This window comes from Nonomuraea guangzhouensis (assembly GCF_019396345.1).
GTDB classification, from domain to species: Bacteria; Actinomycetota; Actinomycetes; order Streptosporangiales; family Streptosporangiaceae; genus Nonomuraea; species Nonomuraea guangzhouensis.
The window spans coordinates 188173-209220 of the sequence record NZ_JAHKRM010000018.1 but is presented as its reverse complement, the minus strand read 5'-3'; the positions used below and the strand labels follow the sequence as shown (position 1 = coordinate 209220).

General features: G+C 70.3%; 18 protein-coding genes. 11 read left to right on the top strand and 7 right to left on the bottom strand.

Going from position 1 to position 21048, the window contains the following annotated elements; translation table 11 throughout:
* Nucleotides 1–149: 149 nt before the first annotated feature.
* Both KME78_RS34430 and coaE read left to right on the top strand, forming a co-directional pair.
* Nucleotides 150–611 (top strand): GNAT family N-acetyltransferase, encoded by a 462-nt coding sequence (locus KME78_RS34430; RefSeq protein ID WP_219533597.1) that lies wholly within the window; start codon nt 150–152, stop codon nt 609–611.
* Nucleotides 612–620: 9 nt separating this feature from the next.
* Nucleotides 621–1223: a dephospho-CoA kinase gene (coaE, locus tag KME78_RS34425; protein ID WP_219533596.1), complete on the top strand. Its 603-nt coding sequence runs from the start codon at nt 621–623 to the stop codon at nt 1221–1223.
* 30 nt (nt 1224–1253) lie between these two features.
* Here the strand turns inward: coaE and KME78_RS34420 are convergent, their stop codons facing one another.
* Entirely contained in the window at nt 1254–6821 is a 5568-nt protein-coding gene (locus KME78_RS34420; RefSeq protein WP_219533595.1) for a WD40 domain-containing protein, read from the bottom strand.
* A gap of 245 nt (nt 6822–7066) precedes the next feature.
* Here KME78_RS34420 and KME78_RS34415 point away from each other — a divergent pair, with 245 nt between their 5' ends.
* Together KME78_RS34415 and KME78_RS34410 are read left to right on the top strand one after the other, a co-directional pair.
* The gene (locus tag KME78_RS34415; RefSeq protein ID WP_219533594.1) at nt 7067–8239 is read left to right on the top strand and encodes an ArsB/NhaD family transporter; all 1173 of its coding nucleotides are present in this window, start codon (nt 7067–7069) and stop codon (nt 8237–8239) included.
* A 31-nt stretch (nt 8240–8270) separates the two neighbouring features.
* Nucleotides 8271–8699: a hypothetical protein gene (locus KME78_RS34410; RefSeq protein WP_219533593.1), complete on the top strand. Its 429-nt coding sequence runs from the start codon at nt 8271–8273 to the stop codon at nt 8697–8699.
* On the opposite strand, the gene KME78_RS34405 is transcribed toward KME78_RS34410, so the two are convergent.
* From KME78_RS34405 to KME78_RS34395, 3 genes are read right to left on the bottom strand one after another with little or no spacing between them, the layout of a single operon-like run.
* Nucleotides 8692–9507, bottom strand: coding sequence for an inositol monophosphatase family protein (locus KME78_RS34405; RefSeq protein ID WP_219533592.1), 816 nt, complete (start codon nt 9505–9507; stop codon nt 8692–8694). The two genes, KME78_RS34410 and KME78_RS34405, sit on opposite strands and share 8 nt — an antisense overlap.
* Before the next feature lie 10 nt (nt 9508–9517).
* Nucleotides 9518–10135: a hypothetical protein gene (locus tag KME78_RS34400; protein WP_219533591.1), complete on the bottom strand. Its 618-nt coding sequence runs from the start codon at nt 10133–10135 to the stop codon at nt 9518–9520.
* Nucleotides 10132–11172: a hypothetical protein gene (locus KME78_RS34395; protein ID WP_246652566.1), complete on the bottom strand. Its 1041-nt coding sequence runs from the start codon at nt 11170–11172 to the stop codon at nt 10132–10134. Before KME78_RS34395 ends, KME78_RS34400 begins: the two co-directional genes overlap by 4 nt.
* 208 nt (nt 11173–11380) lie before the next feature.
* Here KME78_RS34395 and KME78_RS34390 point away from each other — a divergent pair, with 208 nt between their 5' ends.
* Nucleotides 11381–12376, top strand: coding sequence for a PIG-L family deacetylase (locus KME78_RS34390; RefSeq protein WP_219533590.1), 996 nt, complete (start codon nt 11381–11383; stop codon nt 12374–12376).
* Here KME78_RS34390 and KME78_RS34385 read toward each other — a convergent pair.
* The 3 genes from KME78_RS34385 to KME78_RS34375 are packed head-to-tail and all read right to left on the bottom strand — an operon-like array spanning nt 12285 to nt 15878.
* Nucleotides 12285–13058, bottom strand: a complete 774-nt coding sequence (locus tag KME78_RS34385; RefSeq protein ID WP_219533589.1) for a sporulation protein — start codon at nt 13056–13058, stop codon at nt 12285–12287. The two genes, KME78_RS34390 and KME78_RS34385, sit on opposite strands and share 92 nt — an antisense overlap.
* A gap of 10 nt (nt 13059–13068) precedes the next feature.
* Nucleotides 13069–14298, bottom strand: coding sequence for an SPFH domain-containing protein (locus tag KME78_RS34380; RefSeq protein ID WP_219533588.1), 1230 nt, complete (start codon nt 14296–14298; stop codon nt 13069–13071).
* Nucleotides 14295–15878, bottom strand: a complete 1584-nt coding sequence (locus KME78_RS34375) for an SPFH domain-containing protein (RefSeq protein ID WP_219533587.1) — start codon at nt 15876–15878, stop codon at nt 14295–14297. Before KME78_RS34375 ends, KME78_RS34380 begins: the two co-directional genes overlap by 4 nt.
* A 142-nt stretch (nt 15879–16020) precedes the next feature.
* On the opposite strand from KME78_RS34375, the gene KME78_RS34370 reads away from it, so the two are divergent.
* The 6 genes from KME78_RS34370 to KME78_RS34345 all read left to right on the top strand — a co-directional run bounded on the left by KME78_RS34370 (nt 16021) and on the right by KME78_RS34345 (nt 20916).
* Nucleotides 16021–16944: an ABC transporter ATP-binding protein gene (locus tag KME78_RS34370; protein WP_219533586.1), complete on the top strand. Its 924-nt coding sequence runs from the start codon at nt 16021–16023 to the stop codon at nt 16942–16944.
* Nucleotides 16941–17795 (top strand): ABC transporter permease, encoded by an 855-nt coding sequence (locus KME78_RS34365; RefSeq protein WP_219533585.1) that lies wholly within the window; start codon nt 16941–16943, stop codon nt 17793–17795. The genes KME78_RS34370 and KME78_RS34365 overlap by 4 nt, the downstream gene beginning before the upstream one ends.
* A gap of 30 nt (nt 17796–17825) precedes the next feature.
* A complete protein-coding gene (locus KME78_RS34360) occupies nt 17826–18059 on the top strand; it encodes a helix-turn-helix transcriptional regulator (protein ID WP_219533584.1) in 234 nt (77 codons plus the stop codon).
* Nucleotides 18060–18533: 474 nt separating this feature from the next.
* A complete protein-coding gene (gene tnpA, locus KME78_RS34355) occupies nt 18534–18932 on the top strand; it encodes an IS200/IS605 family transposase (RefSeq protein WP_219533583.1) in 399 nt (132 codons plus the stop codon).
* A gap of 6 nt (nt 18933–18938) precedes the next feature.
* On the top strand, nt 18939–20228 hold the full coding sequence (locus tag KME78_RS34350; protein WP_219533582.1) for an RNA-guided endonuclease InsQ/TnpB family protein: 1290 nt from the start codon (nt 18939–18941) through the stop codon (nt 20226–20228).
* 106 nt (nt 20229–20334) lie between these two features.
* On the top strand, nt 20335–20916 hold the full coding sequence (locus tag KME78_RS34345) for a hypothetical protein (protein WP_219533581.1): 582 nt from the start codon (nt 20335–20337) through the stop codon (nt 20914–20916).
* The last annotated feature ends 132 nt before the right edge of the window (nt 20917–21048 follow it).

Here is a 21048-nt window from a genome sequence, read left to right as displayed (position 1 = left end):
GCTCTCCTCCTCTCTGCCTTTCCCCGGGCAGGCCGACCTCCAGCTCACGACTGTCTCCCGTGCTGACAAAGGACCAATGGCGATCGAGGAGGGACGGTGGGCGCTCAACGGCATATGACGCCGGTGTGAGGCAGGAGTAGGGTGCTCGCGTGGAGATCGAGCGGGCGCGGGCCGCTGACGCCGGTGAGATCCTCACCGTGCAGCGGGCGGCGTACGCGACCGAGGCGCAGCTCTACGGCGACCCGTTCCTGCCGCCGCTCCTGGAGTCCGTGGAGCAGATCCGCAAGGGCATCGAGACCGGCATCGCGTTCAAGGCCACCGACGGCACCCGGATCGTGGGAGCCGTACGCGGCCAGCTGGCCGGCACGACCTGCCTGGTCGGGCGCCTGGTGGTGGCGCCGGACCAGCAGGGTCGCGGCGTGGGCCGGGCGCTGCTGGAGACGCTGCACGAGCAGACGCCGGAGGCGACGGCCTTCGACCTGTTCACCGGCCATCTGTCGGAGGCCAACCTGCGGCTCTACCGCCGCCTGGGCTACCGCGAGACCCGCAGGGAGCGCATGGACGATCACCTCACGCTCGTGCACATGCGCCGTGATCCCGATCACGGATAGGCTTTCCGCGTGCTGAAAATCGGGCTCACCGGCGGCATCGGTTCGGGCAAGAGCGAGGTGTCCAAGCGCCTCGCGGCCAGGGGCGCCGTCGTGATCGACGCCGACAAGATCGCCCGTGAGGTGGTGGAGCCCGGCACCCCGGGCCTGGCCCGGGTGGTCGCCACCTTCGGCGAGGAGGTGCTCCATCCCGACGGCTCGCTCAACCGGGAGAAGCTCGGCGCCATCGTGTTCGCCGACCCTGACCGGCTGGCGGCGCTCAACGCCATCGTCCACCCGCTGGTGGGGGAGCGGGTCGCCGATCTGCAGAGCCAGGCGGACGCCGACGCGATCGTGGTCTACGACGTGCCGCTGCTCGCGGAGAACCGGCTGGCGCCGATGTACGACGTGGTCATCGTCGTGGACGCCGCCGACGAGGTGCGCATCGCCCGCCTGGCCGAGCACCGCGGCATGCCCGAACAGGACGCCAAGGCCCGCATCGCGGCTCAGGCGACCCGCCAGGAGCGGCTGGCGGTCGCCGACATCGTGATCGACAACGAGGGCGATCTGGACGACCTGGAGGCCAAGGTCAGCCAGGTCTGGGACGCCCTGGTGACCCGGTCCTGGCGCGGCTGACCGCATGGACAACGCGGTCCGGCGGCGTGCTCAGAACGGGGAGTCGAGCGGCACCTGACGGACGCCGGACAGATACGGATCCAGCTCGCCCAGCTCGAACCGCGACATCCCGATGACGTGCCAGAACTGCCCGGAAACCTCCCCCTGGATCTTGTACCTCCCGTCCGGGGCGAGCGCCGCCCACCCCTCCGGCAGGCCCAGCAGGGTGGCCCGCCGCTCCGCCCCCGCCCAGAGGATCACCACCCCGTCGTCCCCGGCACTGGCCAGCAGATCAGCCGCGGGGCTGAACGCCACCGACCACACCCGCCGCGAGTGCCCCGCCAGCGTGCGCAGCTCCCGCCCCGTCGCGGTGTCCCAGACCCGCACCATGAGGTCGTCGCCGCCCGTCGCCAGCCGCTCGCCCGTGGCGTCGAACGCGACGCTCCACAACCGTCCGGCGTGCTTGTCGAGCGTGTGCTGGAGGAGCGGCTGCCACGGCTGGCCGGGGCGCAGCTCCCACACCAGGGCGCGGCCGTCGTTGCCGGCGCTCGCCAGGTGCCGGCCCGTGGGCGAGAAGGCGACCGAGTAGACCCGGTCGGTATGGCCCTCCAGAGTGGCGACCCGGCCGCCTGACTCGACGTGCCACAGGCGTACCAGCCGGTCGTCGCAGCCGGTCGCCACGAAGCGGCCGTCGGGGCTGAAGGCGATCGAGCGGACCCGGCCCCGATGGTCGGCCAGGTTGCTGACCAGGCGGCTGGTCGGCCGGTACCAGATCCGGACGCTGTCGTCGTCGTTCGCCGTGGCCAGCAGTGTGCCGTCGGGGCTGAACGCCTCGGCCCACACGTGGTCGGTCTCGGCGTTGAGCTCGCGTTCGTAGTCGCCGGTGACGGCGTTCCAGAAATGGACGCCGCCGTCGTTGCTGGAGGTGGCCAGCACGGGCCCGGCGGGCGAGAACAGGGCCGAGATGAGCCGGTCGGCGGTGCCGGTGACCTCGCGCAGGCGGCGCCCCGTGCGCGGCTCCCAGATGCGTACGACGCCGTCGTTGCCGCTGGTGGCCAGCATCGAGCCGTCGGTGCTGAACCTGACCGAGGAGATCCGCCTGCCGTGGCCGCGCAGCACGCGCAGGCACTGGCCGCTGGCCGGATCCCAGAGGCGTACCGTGCCGTCGTTGCTGCTGGTGGCCAGCTGCTCGCCGTCGGGGCGGAACACGAACGGCCAGACCGAGCTGCGGTGCCCGGCCAGCTCGACCCGCCGGCCGCCGCCCACCTCCTGCAGCCGGACGACGCCGCCCGAGTCGCCGGTGGCCAGTGTCCGGCCGTCGGGGGAGAAGACGACCTGGTAGACCGACCCGGCATGGCTGGTGTGGACGCCGTGCGCCTGGCCGGCCGGGTCCCACAGTCGTACGGTCCCGGCCGTGTCGCCGCTGGCCAGCAGCGAGCCGTCGGGCGCGAAGGTCAGGCAGTAGATGCTGCCGGGGTGCCCCTTGAGCTCGTGGCGCAGCGTCCAGGAGGCCGTGTCCCACAGGCGTACCGTCCCCGCCTCGTCGCCGGTGGCCAGCAGCGACCCGTCGGGGCTGTGGACCGCGCGGAAGACCGAGCCGCGGTGGCCGTCGAGCGTGCCCGCCACCTGCCCGGACGTCAGGTCCCAGATCCGCACCACGCCCGCCGAGTCGCCGCTGACCAGCACCGAGTCGCCGAACGACACCGTGTAGACGGGTGCCTGGTGGCCCGCGAGCTCGTGGACGAGCCGGCCGGTGGCGGTCTCCCAGACGCGGATGACGCCGTCGCCGCCGCCCGCCGCGACCAGCTCGCCCGACGGGCTGAGCCGTAGCGGCCAGACCCCGTCGGCGTGGCCGCGCAGCTCGCGCAGGTGCTCGCCGGTCAGGGCGTCCCAGAGCACGACCAGGCCGTCGCTCGCGCCGGTGGCCAGCACCTTCTCGGCGAACGAGACCGCGTAGACGCGGCCCCGATGCCCCTGCAGCGTCCGCACGGGCGCGCCGCCGACGCACAGCAGCACGCCGCCGTCCTCGTTGCCGACGGCGATGGTGGACCCGTCGGGACTGTACGCGATGGGCTCCGGCAGCCGGCTGGTCTGGAAGTGATAGCCGTACGGGACACCGATCGCCGCGGGCGCGAGCTGGATCTCGACCGGCTGGCCCGGCACCACGGAGGCGCCCGGCAGGTGCGGCAGCGTGCCCGTGACGTTGATCAGCGTGGCCCGGTGCCAGCGGGCGCCCTCGGCGGACACGTCGCTCAGGTCGGTATGGGCCAGCCGCGCGCCCGACAGGTCGGCCCCGGTCAGGTCGGCGCCCGCCAGCTTGGCGCCGTCGAGCCGCGCCCCGGCTAGTTTGGCGTCGCGCAGGACGGCCCGGGACAGGTTCGTGCCGACGAGCGTGGCGTCGGTCAGGTCGGCGCCGGTCAGGTCGACCTCCTGCAGGTCCCTGGCCGACAGGTCCTCGCCCTTGAGGTTCGCGCCCCGCAGGTCGGCCCGGGCGGGGGTACGCAGCCGCGCCGAGATCTTGACCGCGTTCGCCCGCGAGATGTCATCGGCGGGCGGGTCGGACACCCACGCCCGCAGCGCCCGGATGTCGGCCAGATCGCACAGGAACTCGACGGTCAGCGCCGACAGCGGCCGGCGCGACAGCACCAGGGGCGCCTCGATCGTGGCGGCGACGTGCCGGGCGATCAGCCACTCCATGACCGAGGAGTGGATGAACCCGAACATGCCCTCCTCGGTGCGGACCAGCAGGCTCCCCGAGCCCATCGCGTGCGCGGTGTGCTCGGCGGACAGCTGCCCGCCGGCCAGGCCGGTCAGCGTCTCGGCGAGCTCGGTCAGCTCGTCGACGCCCAGCAGCGACTCGCCCGAGTCCCACAGCCGCAGCGCGAGCGCCGTCACGACCTGCCACAGCTCCTCGGTGGTCAGCGGGGTCGGCGACCCCGGCACCTTGGCCCGCCGTTCCTCGAACGCCAGCCACGAGCCGAGGATCTCCTCGTACAGCAGCGCCGGGCTGATCGTGTGGCGGGCGCCGGCCACCGTGCGCAGCCGGTCGGCGTCGAGGTCGGCGATGAAGCTGAGCATCCGCGGGTTCTGGGCCAGGTCGAGCAGGTCCGTGATGCTCTCCATCAGCGACATGCGCGCCGCCGCCGCGTCGCCGTCGTCGAAGCGGTTGGCCAGGTAGGTGCGGATCTGGTCGTGGGTGAAGTCCTCGACGCTGAGCACCCGCCGCTGCGGCAGCACGCCGACCATCTCGCCGAGCGAGGTGAGCACCTGGCTGTGCGACTTGAAGTGCTGGGTACGGCTGGCGACCACGATCTTGGCCTTGTCCTCGGCCGCGGCCAGTAACGTCGACAGGTGGTCGGCCGCCCGGTCGTAGGTGAGCCGGGTCACCAGCTCGTCGAACCCGTCGAACAGCAGCACGATCCGCCCCTGCCGCAGCAGGTAGCGGAACGCCTTGAGGTCGATGAACTCCTCGCCGTGCCCGGCCAGGTGGGCGGCGACGAGCGCGTCGACCGAGTGCGCCTTGTCGAGTGCCCGCAGCTCGATCAGGATCGGCGTCAGGTGCGGCAGTTCGGCCGGGATGCGCCTGGCCAGCTCGCGCAGCGCGAAGGTCTTGCCGTGGCCGAAGTCGCCGAGCAGCAGCAGGAACCGGCCGTGGTCGGCGGACAGCAGCCGCATCAGCTCGTCCGTCAGGCCCTGCCTGACCTGGTGTCCCGGCCGGTCGAGTTCGCGGTAGCGCTGGGGGACGTACAGGCTGGGCGGGTAGCGGCGGTCGGTGGTGAGCCGGGCCGTCTGCTCGGCGACGTAACCCGACAGGTCGAGCAGGCCCTGGAACTCGGTGAAGCTGCGTAGCCGCACTCCTCTGCGCATGAGCTCGTCGCGGAGCGTCCTGGCCGGGGGCGACCCCTGGTAGACCAGCTCGGCCGCGAGGTCGGCCGCGTGCGCCTGGCGGACGAAGTCGTCGGCCTCGGCGGCGGTCAGCTCGCCCACGTGCGCGCCGATCATCGTCTGCCGGACGAACCCGTCCTCGGGGTGGGTGACGACCAGGTGGGCGGTGAACCGGCGGATCCTGGCCCGCTCGTGCCTGGCCTCGCAGACCTCGGTGATCCGGTCGAGCAGCAGGTCCACCGGGCCCGGCTCGCGCTCGACCGGCGCGGGCTCGGGCGCGCGGGCGGCCGGCGCCTCACCGGTGAAGGTGGCCTGGGCGGAGCGCCAGCTGTGCGAGACGCGTTCGGGGCGGTCGGTGTCGGGCAGCCAGGTACGCAGGCCGTTCTTGGTGATCTCGACGACGTGGTGATGGCCGGAGCGCGGTGCGGCGACGGCCGCCTCACCGGCCTCCCCCGTGCCGTGGAAGAGCAGGTTGAGCCGCCGGGAGAGGATCCGGTCGTAGGTCGGCGCGTCGCGCAGGGTGGACGGCGGGTGCCCGATCGCGCCGAGCCGCAGCCAGGCGTCCTCCTCATAGGGGCGCAGCCGCTCGGCGAACCAGGCCGCCTGCCCCTCGCCGAGCAGGGGATAGGCGTCGCGTTCGAGATGGCTCATGGCCATCGTCGAGTTGAGCCCGGCCACCACCACCCGCAGGTCGGGCACCTCGAACAGCGTCCACGGCTGGCCGCCGTCGAACACCCGGTCGTCCAGCCCCTGGTACACCTCGCCGAACAGGCCCGCGAAGTGCCGCCACTTGGGCCAGTAAGGGGGCTGCGGGGAGACGTCGTCGGCCTCGCAGGTCAGGAAGTACGCGCTGGCCGCGGCCTTGGTGACGTCGCGCGGGCCCGGCACGATCACCAGCCGGTGCGGCTCCAGGCCGATCAGCAGCCGCAGGTCGGTGATGAACCGCGTCGCGTGCCCGAACTGCCCGAGGCTGCCCGACTCGGTCAGGTCGCCGGTGACCATCATGAGGTCGGGGCGTGGCATGCCCCGGTCGTACATCGATGTCAGATCCGCCCAGATCCGCGCCTGCATGTCCTCGGGCGTGAACGGCTCGCCCGGATCGGGCAGGGCCCGGCCGAACCGGGGGCCGCCGATGTGCAGCACGGTCAGCGACTCGCGGCCGCGGTCGGCGGTGGCCGACGGCGGGAACTTCGGCGCCGACACCGGGGCGCGCCGGGCCCGCGAGCGCTCGGCGGGCGGCGGCAGCGTCGGCGCGGGCAGCGGCAGGCCGGCACCCGTCGGGAAGTCGGGCGCCGCCTCCGGCTTGGCCCGGCCCGACATCGCCTCCCTGACCCGGCCCAGCAGCAGCGCCCTGGCCTGGCCGGAATCGGTGACGCCGAGCAGGTCCACCCAGGTGATCGTGGACAGCAGCCCTTCGAGGCGTACGTCTTCGAGCCGGATCGTGACCAGTTTGTTGGACGGGTTGTCGGGGTCGGCGCGGAGTGCGGCCTGCCACTCCATGCGGCCGTAGCGCGAGGTCAGGTAGTTGCGCGAGAGCACGGCCACAACCACCTGCGCCTCGCTGACGCCGCGGTCCATGAAGTCGATGAAGTTCGTGCCGGGCACGAAGTCCCAGGCCTGGATCATGGTCCTGTAGCCCGCCGCCTCCAACTCCCAGGCGATCCAGGTCGCCCAGGCCGTGTCGGCGGGGGAATAGCTGACGAAGATCTCTGTCGGCCTGCCGTCACGTGCCATTCCGTCAGTATCCCCTGTGGGACCGGCGTTTGCAGGCGAGGAAGCGCCGTCGTCTGGAGGAGGAGCCGGCGAGGGAGCGCCGTCGTCTGGAGGAGGAGCGCCGGGAGCGAAGCGACCAGAGCGACGGGGGAAGACGGCGGCATTGGGCGACCGAGCCCGCCGCACGGAGTGCGGCAAATAAGCAGAGTCGACCGAGCCCGCCTCACGAAGTGAGGCCATAAACAGGGTTGTGCGATCATCGTCGGGTGTGGCGACGTCTCGGTGTGCTCGACTGGATCAGGATCGGGCTGCTCGCGCTCGGTCTGGTCTTCGTGGCGACCGGGCTGCTTCCGTGGCGGGAGGCGACCGCGAGCCTGGACGAGATCGGGCCGTTGCTCGTCTTCCTGGTCGGGATCATCGTGCTGGCGGAGCTGACCAAGGAGGCCCAGGTCTTCGACGCCATCGCGGCGCGGATGGCGGTGCTGGGGCGGGGTAACTACGTCGCGCTCTTCTTCCTCTGTACAGCCTTCGCCTCATTTATCACGATATTTCTGAATCTCGATACGACTGCGGTGCTGCTCACCCCGGTCATGCTGGCGCTGGCGCCCAGGGCGCGCATCGCCGCGCTGCCCCTGGCGATGACCACGATCTGGCTGGCCAACACCGCCAGCCTGCTGCTCCCGGTCTCCAACCTGACGAACCTGCTCGGCATCAACAAGATCGCTCTCGACGCGCAGCAGTTCGCCGGGCGGATGTGGGCGCCGCAGATCGTCTCGATCGCCGTGACGATGGCCTTCCTCTGGGTCTTCTACTGGCGCCGGGGCCAGCGGCGCGACCTGCGTTACACGCCGCCCGTGCTGGAGCCGGTGGCCGACCGCGTGCTGTTCGCCGCCGCGGGCGCGGGCTGCCTGCTGTTCATCGGCGCGCTGCTGCTCAAGGTCCAGGTCGGCGCGGCGGCCTCGGCGGCAGCGCTGGTCGTCGTGGTGGCCTTCTTCGTCCGCGACCGCGCCCGGCTGACGTGGAGCCTGATCCCCTGGCAACTCCTGATCTTCGCGACGGGCCTGTTCCTGGTGGTGCCCACTCTCAGCCGGTACGGCCTGGCCGACCTGATGCGCTGGATGATCGGCGTCGAGGGAGATCCCTACCGGACAGCGGCGGTGGGCGCTGGGCTGTCCAACCTGATCAACAACCTGCCCGCCTTCCAGGCCATCGCGAGCGTCATCCCGGCGAGCGACCAGGATCGGCTGCTGTCCCTGCTGGTCGGCACCAATGTGGGGCCGGTGGTCACGCCGTGGGCGTCGCTGGCGACGCTGCTCTGGTTCGAGTCGTGCCGCCGCCACGACGTACAGGTCCCGATGCGCCGCTTCCTGGCCACCGGCGCGGGGCTGGCGGTCGTCGGCATGGTCACCACCGTCTGGGCCCTTGTCGCGTTTGGCTGACCACCCGTCAGGATCCGGGACAATACGGTCCATGGCTAATTACCGTTTGATGGCATTTTTCGGTCTTGTCGTAGTGCTCGCCGGTTGCGGGGCCAAGGAGCCCGCACCCGCCGCCCAGCCTGCCGCGTCCGCTTCGGCCTCGGCACCTCCCTCCGCCGAGCCGCAGGCCGCCGCGACGCGTACGGTCAAGCTGGAGGTGCTCGGCAAGGGCAAGATCATGCAGCCGATCATCTACGTGGCCGACGAGGACGGCTCGGAGAGCGATACGACTCTGCCGTGGTCCAAGACGGCCACGATCGAGCTCACCGGCGCCGAGCAGCGCGTGGGCCGCCTGGTCTCCGTTGTGTCGGGCTCGGTCAAGGACGCGAGCGGTCTGCTCAAGCCCGCCGCCTGCCGCATCGTCGTGGACGGGAAGACGGTCGTGTCCGGCAAGGGCCTGTGCAAGTACAAGGTCAAATAGCGGCCCGGGTGCGCAGCAGGTCGAGCAGGCCCGGCATGGCGCTCGGGTGGGTGGCCACGAAGCTGCGGTCCTCGGGCGTGCCGTCGAACCCGTCCTCGAACGGCCCGCCGTCGAGCGCCCGGATCTCGATGCCCGCCTCCCGCGCGATGAGCGCGCCCGCGGGCAGGTCGATCGCCTCGGCCCGGTAGCCGACGATGCCGTCGATGTCGCCCCTGGCCAGCATCGCCCACGACAGCAGCGGCGCCCACAGCCGCAGCACGCGCCGGGCGCGCAGCTCCAAGACGTGCGTGATGGCCTGTGCGGTCGTGTCGCTCCTGGAGACGGAGTAGCCCTGGGTCCAGGCCAGCAGCGGGCCGTGCGGTGAGGGATTGTGCGGCGGTGCCAGGCGTACCCCCGAGGAGGTGACCGCGCCGCGGTCGCGGATCGCGGACCAGGTCTGGGCCGAGACCGGGTCGTGCACCACGCCCAGCATGGGGCGTCCCGAGCGGCACAGGGCCAGGCCGACGACGTAGGCGGGCAGGCCGATCACCACGTTGTTCGTGCCGTCGAGCGGGTCGATCAGCCAGGTCCACTCGCCGCCGGCGGCGCCCAGCAGGCCCGACTCCTCGGCGATGACCGAGTGCGCGGGGAAGGCGGTCAGGACGCGCTCGACCAGCAGTTTCTCCGAGGCCAGGTCGAGTTCGGTGACCACGTCACCCGAGCCGCCCTTGGCCCGGGTGCCGAGCGCGCCACGGGTGCCGGCCACGAGGAGCGCGCCCGCGGCCTCGGCGGCGGCGACGGCGACCGCGCGAGCGTGATCCAGATCCATCGTGCATCCCTCAACTCAGGTGGGCGGCTATCAGACGGACGGCGAGTGCTGTCTCCTCCTCGTCCAGCGGCTGCCTGGACACGTGGTGGTCGCCGGTGCCGAGCGGGCCCAGGGACAGATCGCGGCTGCCCGGACGGCCGCGCCCGAGCGCGATCGTGGCCGCCTCGCCGCCCTCCGGCACGACGCTGCTGTGGAAACGGCCCGCGGGCAGCGTGTAGGTGTCGCCGGGGCCGAACACCTCCACCAGCCCCGTCTCCTGTCGCACGGTCCGGCCGGTGGGCGTGATGTGGTCCCCGTCGGCGGCGCTGACCACCTCGAACACCCGGTGCGTGGCGTCGCGCACCGCGTCGGTGACCTCCACGTGCACGTTGTGTACCTGGCCGTAGAGGACGTGGCTGAACAGGTCCCAGCTGTGGCAGTGGATGCCCGACGTGGTGCTCTCCGCGTGCGCGAACGTGGCCGACCACAGATGGAGACATACCCCGTCACCGCCGTCTCGCTCAAGCGGCAGGCAGACGAAGCCGAGCGGGTGGCGCACGGCCCTGATGCCGGTGCCCGACAGCGCCGCCAGCGCCCACGGGCGGGCCTGTCCCCGGGCGAGCTGCTGGTAGACGCCGTGATGACTCATGCGTCGTACGGATTCCTGGCGCGTAGCGCCTTGCGGGCGATGTCGACGACGTCGCGGTCGTCGTAGGACCTGGGCAGCGGGATGGAGATCCGGGTGAACAGCTCCTGCACCTCCTCGACGGTGGGCTCGTCGCTCAGTTGCACCTTCTTGTACATCTCCAGCGGCACCAGCCGCGCCTGCTCGAAGCTGAGCCGCAGCTCGGTGTCGCAGTTCTCGTAGTAGAAGGTGCCGGCCAGCGCGGTCATCGCCCGGTTGGGGTCCTCGACCGTCATGATCAGGCGGGTGGTCGACAGGTCCCAGCGGAACGTCGTCATCGTGGACGACAGGCCGATGCCGATGTCGAGCAGCCCGTAGCGCTGGCGGTGCCAGAAGGCGGCCAGGATCGTGGCGTACGACTCCTTCCTGACCCGGTCGGCCGTCCACGTCTCGCCGGTGCCGTCGGGCACGTCGGACAGGGAGCGGCGGTAGTGGGCGTAGGTCTCGCACACCTCGACGTTGGACGGGTCGATGACCTCGATCCTGACCGTGAGGTGGCGCTTGACCTTCCTGGCCGCCGCCACGCACTCGGGCAGGGTGACCGCGCGCAGGTAGGTGCCGGTGCCGCCCTTGAAGCTCCACCTCGTGGCGTCCTTGCGGGCGTCGGCGTGCGCCTGGGCGATCTCCTGCCGGCTGCCGAGCACCCTGACCAGCTGCAGCGCGTCGAGCGCCTGCCGGGTGCCGGTGACCAGGCCCTCGATCTCCTCCAGCCGGGCCAGGCGCACGGGCAACTGGGCGAGCGCGCCGGAGGTGACGGTCTCCTCCAGCGGTGCCTGACGCGCCCGGTCGCGGAGCAGCGCGGTGGCCACCAGCGCCAGGATCACCAGGGTCGCGGCGCTGACGAGCTGATCCTGGACGGCGTCGCCGTCCTTGCCGAAGATGTTGTCGGGCATGATGCCGAGCACGCCGACCACGATGGCCAGACCGAGCGCGATGGCACCGTCGGCGTTCTGGGCCGCCCATGGGGCGATCCGCTTCAGCGCCGCCGTGAACCGTGCCATCGCTTGCCCCGCATCCGACGATCAGTCAGTTCCGCAATCATGGTAACGACCGCTACAAGCGCGCGGATAGAGCGTGCCTCCTCCCCTGGGATGACCTGACATCTCCCCCTAATAGGTAAGGCGCGGAGATCGTCAGATCTTTACGCTTGCCCCACGGGGGTGGGGAATGAGGGGATTCTTATCGAGCTTTCGCGCGGTTTCTCTGGCGATGGGGTTGGTCGTGTACACGGTGTGCCCGGTGCCGCCGGCCCTCGCCGCCGCGCCGTCCGACGAATCGGTGCTGGGGGAGCGGTTCGTCCAGGTCGTCGCCCATCCGGACGACGACCTGCTGTTCATGAGCCCCGACCTGTACGGCGGGGTGCGGGGTGAGCGGCCGAGCGTCACCGTCTACCTCACCGCGGGCGAGGGCACCGCGGGGCTGGACGACCACCATGATCCGTACGTGTACGCGCAGGACCGCGTGGAGGGCCTGCGCGCCGCGTACGCCCACCTGGCGGGGGTGCGCAACGCGTGGCGCAGCACGATGATGACGGCCGGGCGGCTGTCCGTCCAGGTGGACTCCCTGGTCGAGCGGCCACGGGTCATGCTGATCTACGCCGGGCTGCCGGACGGCGGCGATCCGCGCGTCGACGGCGGCCGTGACGCGCTGACCCGGTTATGGGCGGGCCAGAGCTGCGTGCGTCTCTTCGGCGGCGCCGACCGGCCGTGCGTGCACCGGGAGGACGTGGTGCGGCTGCTGCGGGCCATCTACCGCAAGTACCACGCGAACGTGGTCCGCACGCTCGACCCGGCCCCGCCGCCCCGCTGCCGCATGTGCGACCACCCCGACCACGTGGCCTCCGCCCGGTTCGCGGCCGCCGCCGCCGAGGGCGAGCAGGTGCGCCTGGTGGCCTACCGGGGCTACCCGATGACGGTCTGGGCGCCGAACGTGCCGCGGCGGATGCGCGAGCTCAAGCGCGAGATCTTCGGCATCTACCGGAGCCACGACTACCGGGCCAGGTCCGGCTGGCACTACGGGGCCTGGTTCGAGCGCATGTACAAGATCACCGAGACGCGGACGCCGGGCGGCGCGAGTGGTCACTCGACGCCGCCCGGCGGCTGGGTGCCGGGGGTCAGAGCCAGCCGCGGCGGCGGGCCATCTGCTCCAGGGCGTGCTGCAGCGCCTGGTCCACCGTGCCCGGATGGTCGTCATAACGGACCGTGAACCGGTTGTAGGCGTCGTGGCTGGAGGTCAGGAAGCCGCCGCGCTTGTCGGCCTCCAGGATGACGTCCATCTGCCGCGGCCCGGCGATGAAGGTCAGCTCCAGCTCGTTGAAGTGCCGCCGCCACTGCCCGCCCGCGTAGTACTCGATCTCCTGGAAGAACGGCATCGTCGAGCCGCGCAGCGTGCCGCGTTCGAGGTCGGCCTTCTTGAAGCCGAAGCCCAGGCGGTCGAGCGCGGCGATCACGTGCTCCTGCGCGGGCAGCGGGTTGACGAACAGCGGGTCGAGGTCGCCCTTGTCCATCGCGCCGGCCAGCGCCAGCTCCGTCTGCACGCCCAGCCGCATGCCGTGCAGCGGGTGACCGCCGATGGCGCTGATCGGCGTCTCCCAGGGGATGACGATCTCGAAGGGCTGGCTGTGCTGCGCGCCGGCGGCGAGCTGGAAGGTCCCGGCGACCTGCTGGCGCAGGAAGCCGTAGCTGGTCTTGTACTCCTCGTCGCCGCGCTCCACCTCGACCACCGCGGTCAGGTCGAGGTAGATGCCCTCGACCTTGTAGTCGGCGCCGCCGCCGCGGAAGTGCACCACACCGCGTAACGTCCCACCGGGCCGTACACCGCTGTCGGTCAGCACCGTGTCTACTTCGACGCCCGCGCCGAACGCGGCCATCAGCTTGCGAAACACCATGGGGGTTCTCCTATGACCCGGGGGTCTCTCCGTTGTGATGGCCCGAGAAGCGGGGGAGCAACTGGGCCAGGAGCAAGGTCGACAGCGCGGAGTCGCCGGATCCCTGCTGGGTGCGGACCACCAGGGGCTGAGGGGCGTTCTCCGCCAGTTTGGCGCCCACGTCCAGGCGCCGGCGGGCCAACTCGTACTGCAGCACGGCCCGGTTGTCGCGGTAGGAGGCGGCCAGCCTGCGCAGGGCCTTGGCCTCGTTCTCGGCGGAGGTCAGCTCGGCGCGGCCACGGGCCTCGATCTCCCAGCGCACCCGCTGCGCCTCCGTCTCCTGCTCTTCCAGCATGCGCGCCACGTCCTTGCGCGCGGTGTTGTGCGCGGCCTTGACCTCGACCACGCGGGCGTCACGGGTCTTCTTGGACCGCTCGATCTCCATGAGCAGGGTGTCGATGCGGCGCTTGCGGGTCAGCTCCCACTCGCGCTCGTAGGCCGACAGCTCCTTGGCCACCTTCTCGCGGGTGGCCAGGTGCTGCTGGTACTGGTCCGGCAGCTGCACGTCGGGGATGTTGGCGCCGGTGATGCGCACACCGTAGCGGCCGAGCTGGCGGTTGAGCGCGTCCTGCATGTCGCCGACGTCGGAGCCGCGCAGGTCGTACGCGCGCTCGGTGTTGACCTTGCGGCTGCGCTGCCTGATCGCGTCCTGTACGGCGCTCGACAGCACCAGGTCGAAGTTGCCCGCGCCGATCGTGCGGACGAACGCGACCGGATCCACGATGCGGAACTTGAGGAAGAACTCGATCGACTTCAGCGGCACGTTCTCGGCCGTCGGGCAGGCCACGATCGGCGCCGAGTACGGGATCTCGGTGGAGGTGTCGACGACCGCGTCCACCCGGTCCCACGGCAGCCACAGGTAGTGGCGGCCCGGCGGGAGCGTGCCGGTGATGGCGCCCCAGCGGCTGCGTACGCCGGTGGTGCCCTCCTCGATCTCGATGATCGCCCGGCGCCACATCCAGACCAGTGCGACGGCGAGGAAGAACACCGCGCCCAGCGAGGCCGGCACGACGAGGTTGCCCAGCGCCGCCATCCCGGCGAAGTAGACGGCGATGAAGACCAGGGCCATCCAGGCGAAGCCGCGCCGGTCCTTGGGGATCACGACGGGCACGAGCTGGCCCTGCTCGCCGCCGCGCAGCAGCTGGCGGATGTCGGACCAGGAGGCCAGCGACTCCTTGATCTTCGAGAACTCGCGGCTCATCGGACCTCACCCTCGATGGTCGGCAGTGCGCCGGCGAGCGCGGGCTCGGGCGCCTCGGTCACCTCTTCGGCGACCTTCCTGAGCAGTTCGGAGATCTCCGCCTCCCTGCCCGCCACGCGCTCGCCGATCTCGGCCAGCCGGCCCCGGATCGCGGCCATGTCCTCGGCCGAGAACAGCGCCGCCCCCTTACCGCCGACCAGCTGCTGGGCCAGCGCCAGGAAGTCGATGTCGGAGTGCTCGCCCACCTGCACCACCTGCGGCAGCCGGGTCGCGACCGACTCCAGCTTGTCCAGCAGGTCCTGCTGGAAGCGGTAGTCGAGGATCTCCGGCGCCTCGGCCGCGCTGAGCGCCCTGATGTCCAGCGCCTGCGCCTCCAGCAGCGCCGAGTTGGCGTTGGCGGAGGACTCCGCCTCGACCAGACGCTGCCTGGCCTGCGCCTTGGCCTGGTGGGATGCCCGCTCCAGGGCCGTGTCCATGCGCGCCTGGTAGCCGGCGATCTCCGCCTGGATCGCGCTCAGCGTCTCCTGCAGCCCGGCCAGCTCCTTGATCAGGTCGCCCTCGTTCTGCTCCTTGCGCAGTTGCAGCTCGTACTCGTAGGTGTAGGCCTCCTTGGCGACGCGCACCATCTCGGGCGCGGCCAGGTCCATCCGGTACTCCTGGCTGGACGGCTCGGCGTGTGTGATGTTCACGTCGGTGAGGCGTACGGCGGGCAGGAACTGCTGGTTGAGGTTGTCCAGCATGCCCAGCGTGCTCTCGCCCACCAGGTCGTAGATGTCCTCGGCCCGCTGGGCGTAGATGAGGGAGCGGGTGACCTCGCTGATGGCGTTCTGCAGCTTGGACTGGAAGCCGCTGACCGAGCCGAGCACGAAGATGAACTCCGCCGGGTTCTCGATCCTGAACTGCAGGAACAGGTCGACGCTCGCCTTGACGCCCTGCTGGGTGGGGGCCTCGCTGATGGGGGCGTTGAACGGGTACTCGCGGGTGGTGTTGACGATGTAGCTGACCCGCTTCCACGGGTTGAACAGCGTCACCCGGCCCGGGTCGGCGATCTGCACCAGCTTGCCGAACTTGGTGATCAGCGCCTTGCAGCCCTCGGGCACCATCACCACGCTGCGCCGCCACCACAGGAAGGCGGCGGCCAGGATCAGGACAACCCAGTAGTGCGGGCCGAAGAACACGTCGGTCCGGGGTATGACGTTGCCGAGCGCGCCGATCAGGCCGAGCACCACCAGGATGCCCAGCGGCACGACCACCTTCGCGGTGGTGCCCTTGGGGATCACCACCGGTGAGATCACGTGCATGCCGTTCTCGGCGAAGCTGCGGTTGATGATCTCGCCGGCCTCGTTCAGCGACGCCGTCCGGGCCTCGATCAGCGTGCCCACCGACACGCCGCCGTCACGGGCGGCCGCGAAGTCGTACGGGTTGAGCGCGAAGCCCTGGGCCTGAGCCTGACCGGTCCACTGTCCCTGGGCCAAGGGGTCCACGGCCTGACCGACCGCTTGACGTATGTCACCACCTTGAACGACCGCTTGGGCTATGCCCTGACCTGCCTGGATCAATGCCTCTCTGGGTCGTGACATTGCACCTTCCTCTTCCGCTACGGGCGGATTCGACCGTATCGGGTGCCACTTACTGTTCGCTTGCAAGCGGTCATCGCACATCTCTTGCAATAGATAGCAGGTGTGCTATCAATGTAGTAGAACTACTATCTGGAGGGATCTGATGAAGGTCATGAGGGAGCTGGATGAGGGCTCCGGGTTAGCGGACCCGGCGGATTCCGCCGTCATCGAGGTCCGTGATCTGCGCATGCGCTACGGGCCGGTGGAGGTGCTCCAGGGCGTCGACTTCACCGTGCGCGCGGGTGAGGTGATCGCGCTGCTCGGCCCGAACGGCGCGGGCAAGACGACCACGATCGAGATCCTCGAGGGCTTCCGGGTACGTTCCGGCGGCGAGGCACGCGTGCTCGGCACCGACCCGGCCCACGGCGACGAGCGGTGGCGGGCCCGGCTCGGCGTGGTGCTGCAGTCGTGGCGCGACCACGGCCGCTGGCGGGTCCGCCACCTGCTCGACCACTTCGGCCGCTACTACGCGCCGTACTCGGACGAGGCCAGGACCCGCCCGCTCCCCACCGACGAGCTGATGGCCGCCGTCGGCCTCACCGAACACGCCGACAAGCGGGTCGCCCGGCTCTCCGGCGGGCAGCGCCGCCGCCTCGACGTCGCCATCGGCATCGTCGGGCGTCCTGACGTGCTGTTCCTCGACGAGCCCACCGCCGGGTTCGACCCGCAGGCCCGCCGCGACTTCCACGACCTCGTGCACCGGCTGTCCGACCTCGACGACACCACCATCCTGCTCACCACCCACGACCTGGACGAGGCCGAGAAGCTCGCCGACCGGATCCTCATCCTGGCCGGCGGGAAGATCGTCGCCGACGGCAGCGCCGACCGCCTGGCCCGCCAGGTCTCCCGCGACGCGCAGGTGCGCTGGAGCGTCGGCGGCGAGCACTTCGTCCACGCCACCGACGACGCCACGGGCTTCGTCCGCGATCTGTTCGCGCAGCACGGCGAGGAGGTCGGCGATCTGGAGGTACGGCGGGCGACGCTCGAGGACACCTACATGGCGATCGTCAGGAGGGACGAAGGATGAACCCCACGCTGCACGCCGCCCGGCTCGGGGTGTCCCGAGGCTGGACGGAGTTCAAGAACGCCCTGCTCAACCCGCAGGAGATCGGCTTCACCATCGTCACCTCGATCGCCTTGGTCATCGTGATGTACTTCCAGCGGGACGCCACGCTCCCCGGTACGTCCCTCTCGCTGGCCGCGGTCACCCTGCCCAGCGTCCTCGGCATGCTGACCGCCTTCAACGCCCTGCTCGGCGCGGTCGGCTCGCTGGCCGTCGAACGGGAGGACGGCACACTGCTGCGGGCCAAGGCCCTGCCGCAGGGCATGCTCGGCTACCTGGTCGGCCGCATCGTGTCGGTGTCGCTCACCACCGTGATCAGCGTGCTGATCGTGCTCGTGGCCGGGCTGTTCCTGCTGCCGGCGCTGACGCGTACCGGGCCGGGCGGCTGGCTGACCATGGTCTGGGTGATCCTGCTCGGGCTGCTGGCCACGCTGCCGCTGGGCGCGATCATCGGCTCGCTGGCCAACAGCCCGCAGACGGCTGCCGGGCTGTCGATGCTCGCCGTCGGCGGTCTCTCCGCCATCTCCGGGATCTTCTACCCGCTGTCGGCGCTGGCGGGCTGGCTGCAGGCACTGGCGCACGTGTTCCCGTTGTACTGGCTGGGGCTCGGGATGCGCTCGGCGCTGTCGCCCGCCTCCGCCGCGGCCGCGGAGCTCGGCGGCTCGTGGCACACCCTGGAGACGGTCGGCGTGCTCGGCGCCTGGGCCGTGGCCGGTCTGCTGCTGGCGCCGCCGATTCTGCGCCGGATGGCCCGGCGCGAGGCCGGCTCATTGATGCAGGTACGCCGCGACCGAGCACTGCAACGTATCGGCTGATCGGCTGATTGGCTGAGAAGATAGGCGGCGATGAGCGAGATCGTTTACAACCGCATCGCGTTGCTGCGCGCCGAACGGGGTGTCACCCGCAGGCAGCTCGCCGACGCGCTGGGCGTGCATTATCAGACCGTGGGGTATCTGGAGCGTGGCGAATACAGCCCGAGCCTCTATCTGGCGCTGCGGATCGCCGAATACTTCGAGGTGCCGGTCGAGGTCATCTTCTCCACCACCCCTTTTCCACGGATCGGAGAACGCTCTGCCTGACCTTTCCTCAATGGGCCTTCGCTTCGCTCCGGACGTTCTTTCTTCCCACCCCTTACCCGTCTGGGTGGTTGGCCGTTTGATGCCCACCCGTCTACAAAGGCCCTCCGCTTCGCTCCGGACGCTCTCCCAGGCGGGCTGACGCCCGCCCCCTGCAGGGCCTCGCTGCGCTCGGGCCGCCTTCCTAAGAACGCTTCGCCGGGTCGGCTGGTTGGGGTGGGCAGGTTTTAGCGGCACCATCGTCGAGACTTTCTACGGTGCTGCCATGACGACACATGATCGCACTGCCGCGAACATCTCCCACGACTGGCAGGCGTCACTGGAACAGGTCTTCGGAGTCCTGCTGAGCCGTCCGTTGTCGAACTACGCCGCCGCCGATCGGTGATCTAGGGCGCGGACCCCTGGGGTTAGCCATGGGGTGAGCCCTTCTATCGAATCTTTGAGCGGTAGATAGGTCGCTGCTGTATATTGATCCATGTGGCCGTGACCTTGCGCACGAACAGCGACATCGCCTTCCAGTGCGCCTTCCACGTGGTGTGGTGCCCCAAGTACCGCAGGCGGGTGCTGGGCGGAGGGATCGAGGAACGACTCAAGCAGCTCATTCGCGAGGTGATCGAGGAGAAAGGGGCGTGGCTGGTGGAACTGGACGTCATGCCCGACCACGTGCATCTGCTGGTCGAGGTGGATCCGCAGTTAGGGATCCACAAGCTGGTCAAGGCCATCAAGGCTCGCTCCTCGCGCGTCCTGCGCCAGGAGTTCCCGAGCCTGAAGTCGAAGCTGCCGACGCTGTGGACCAACTCCTACTTCGTGGCCACCGTCGGCGGGGCGCCCCTGGAGGTCGTCAAGCGGTACGTCGAGAACCAGAAGAACCGGTGATCGCGGATGCTGGCCGGACGTAGGTACCGCCTGGATCTGACTCCCGGCCAGGCGGAGTTCGCCGAGCGGATCGGCGGCGCCTGCCGCAGCGTGTGGAACACCGCGCTGGAGCAGCGCCGCACCTACCGGCGACGGGGCGCGTTCATCGGCTACCACGAGCAAGCCCGCCAGCTCGCCGAAGCCAAGCAGGAATTCGCATGGCTGAGCGAGGCGCCCGGCCACTGCCTGCAGCAGACGTTGATCGACCTGGACCAGGCGTGTTCCCGGCACGGCACGTGGAAGGTCCACTGGAAGTCCAAGACCGGGAATCCGCCGTCGTTCCGGTTTCCGGAGGGCGCCAAGATCGCCATCGAGCGGTTGAACCGGCGCTGGGCGCGGGCGAAACTCCCCAAGCTCGGCTGGGTCCGCTTCCGCATCACCCGCCCGCTGGGCGGGAAGGTCAAGAACGCCACCGTCAGCCGGGACGGCACGCACTGGTACGTCAGCTTCCTCGTCGAAGACGGCCTGATCGAGCCTGAGCGGCATGCCCATCCCGGTAGTGCGGTCGGTATCGACCGGGGCGTGGCCAAGGTCGCCACCCGCTCGGACGGGCGCTTCCACCACCAGGTGTTCGCCCGCGATCGGGAAGTCGAGCACGCCAAGAAGCTCCAGCGCGACTTCGCCCGGACCACCAAGGGATCGGCCCGGCGCAGGGATGCCGCCGCGCGGGCCGCCGACCTGGCGCGGAAGATCCGCCGGCGTCGGGAGGACTTCGCCGCCAAGACCGCCTGCGCCCTGGCCACGAGCTTCGAGCTGGTGGTGTTCGAGGCCCTGGCGACCAAGAACATGACCGCCCGTGTCGAACCCAGACCGGATCCCGAACGGCCGGGCGTGTTCCTGCCGAACGGGGCCGCGGGCAAGTCCGGCCTGAACCGCAGCATTCTGGACAAGGGCTGGCATCGGATCGAGCTGGCCACCCGCAGCAAGGCCCGGTACACGGGCACCAATGTGATCACGGTTAATCCGGCGTACACGAGTCAGACGTGCAACGTGTGCACGGTGGTGGATCGCAAGTCCCGCGAGAGCCAAGCGGTCTTCCGGTGCACCTCGTGCGGACACACCGAGCACGCCGACGTGAACGCCGCCAAGAACATCCTCACCGCCGGGAGGGCGGAGCACGCACAGCCCAGAACGGGTGTGCGGGCTGGGGCGCGCAAACCACGCAATCGCGTGAGCCGGAAGGCGAACCGCCAAGCAACAGCAGCCCAGGCCACCGCGCAGACGGAGCCCGAGCCGGCTGAAATCCCCCGACCTTAGTCATGGGGAGCACTTCAAACCTACGCGGCCTATTAACGAAACCGATGCGCGTACAGATGTCGCATGGCTGGACCCAGCCGCACTGGCCGGCGAAACAACACTGGTCATGGAGCATCTCCTCCTCAACGGCGAGATGGACTACGCGCCCTTGCGGTTCGACGCAAAGGAGTCATGGTTCGGAGTGGACCCGCAAGGGCTCCCCGAGGCCTTCGCCCGAGACGTGGACGCCATGAGCCTGCCCTCCTCCGACCTCATCCGCGGTGCCGATCTGGGGCAGCTGCTGCAACGACACAACGTCGAACTGACCGCACCGGACCTGCCGGAGGACGTCTGGTACCTGTACCAGGCGCGCATTGCCTCCAACGGCACGCTCCTGGACGCTCTGCGAGTGGCGACCGGCATCGGCGCCGGCCCCGAAAGCCTCGTCCCTTACGAAGACAAGATCGACGCGGAAGGAGAAGAACGGATCGCCGCTGTGGGCGATGCGGCCCTCCGCGCGCACTTGCGCGGCTTCTGTGACCCTTCGCCGATCGCGGACCTCAGCTATCTGGGCGCCGACGCCGACAACCCGCTGGAGCGGTTCGAGTGCTCGGTGGTAGCCGGCTGGGTCGGTGCCATCGATCAGTACGAGATCACGGTAGTACAGCTCAGTGGCCTCGTCTCCGGCGATCGCCCTACGGCTGGATGAAGCAGTTCTCCCAGACGGCACGCGGTTCGTTCGCCGCTGAAGAGGCGCTCTGGGGGGAGGCGCGGCCCGGTGATCGGCGAATGGCGGATCGAGGACATCATCGTGGTCGCCGCCACCGATACTGACGTCTGC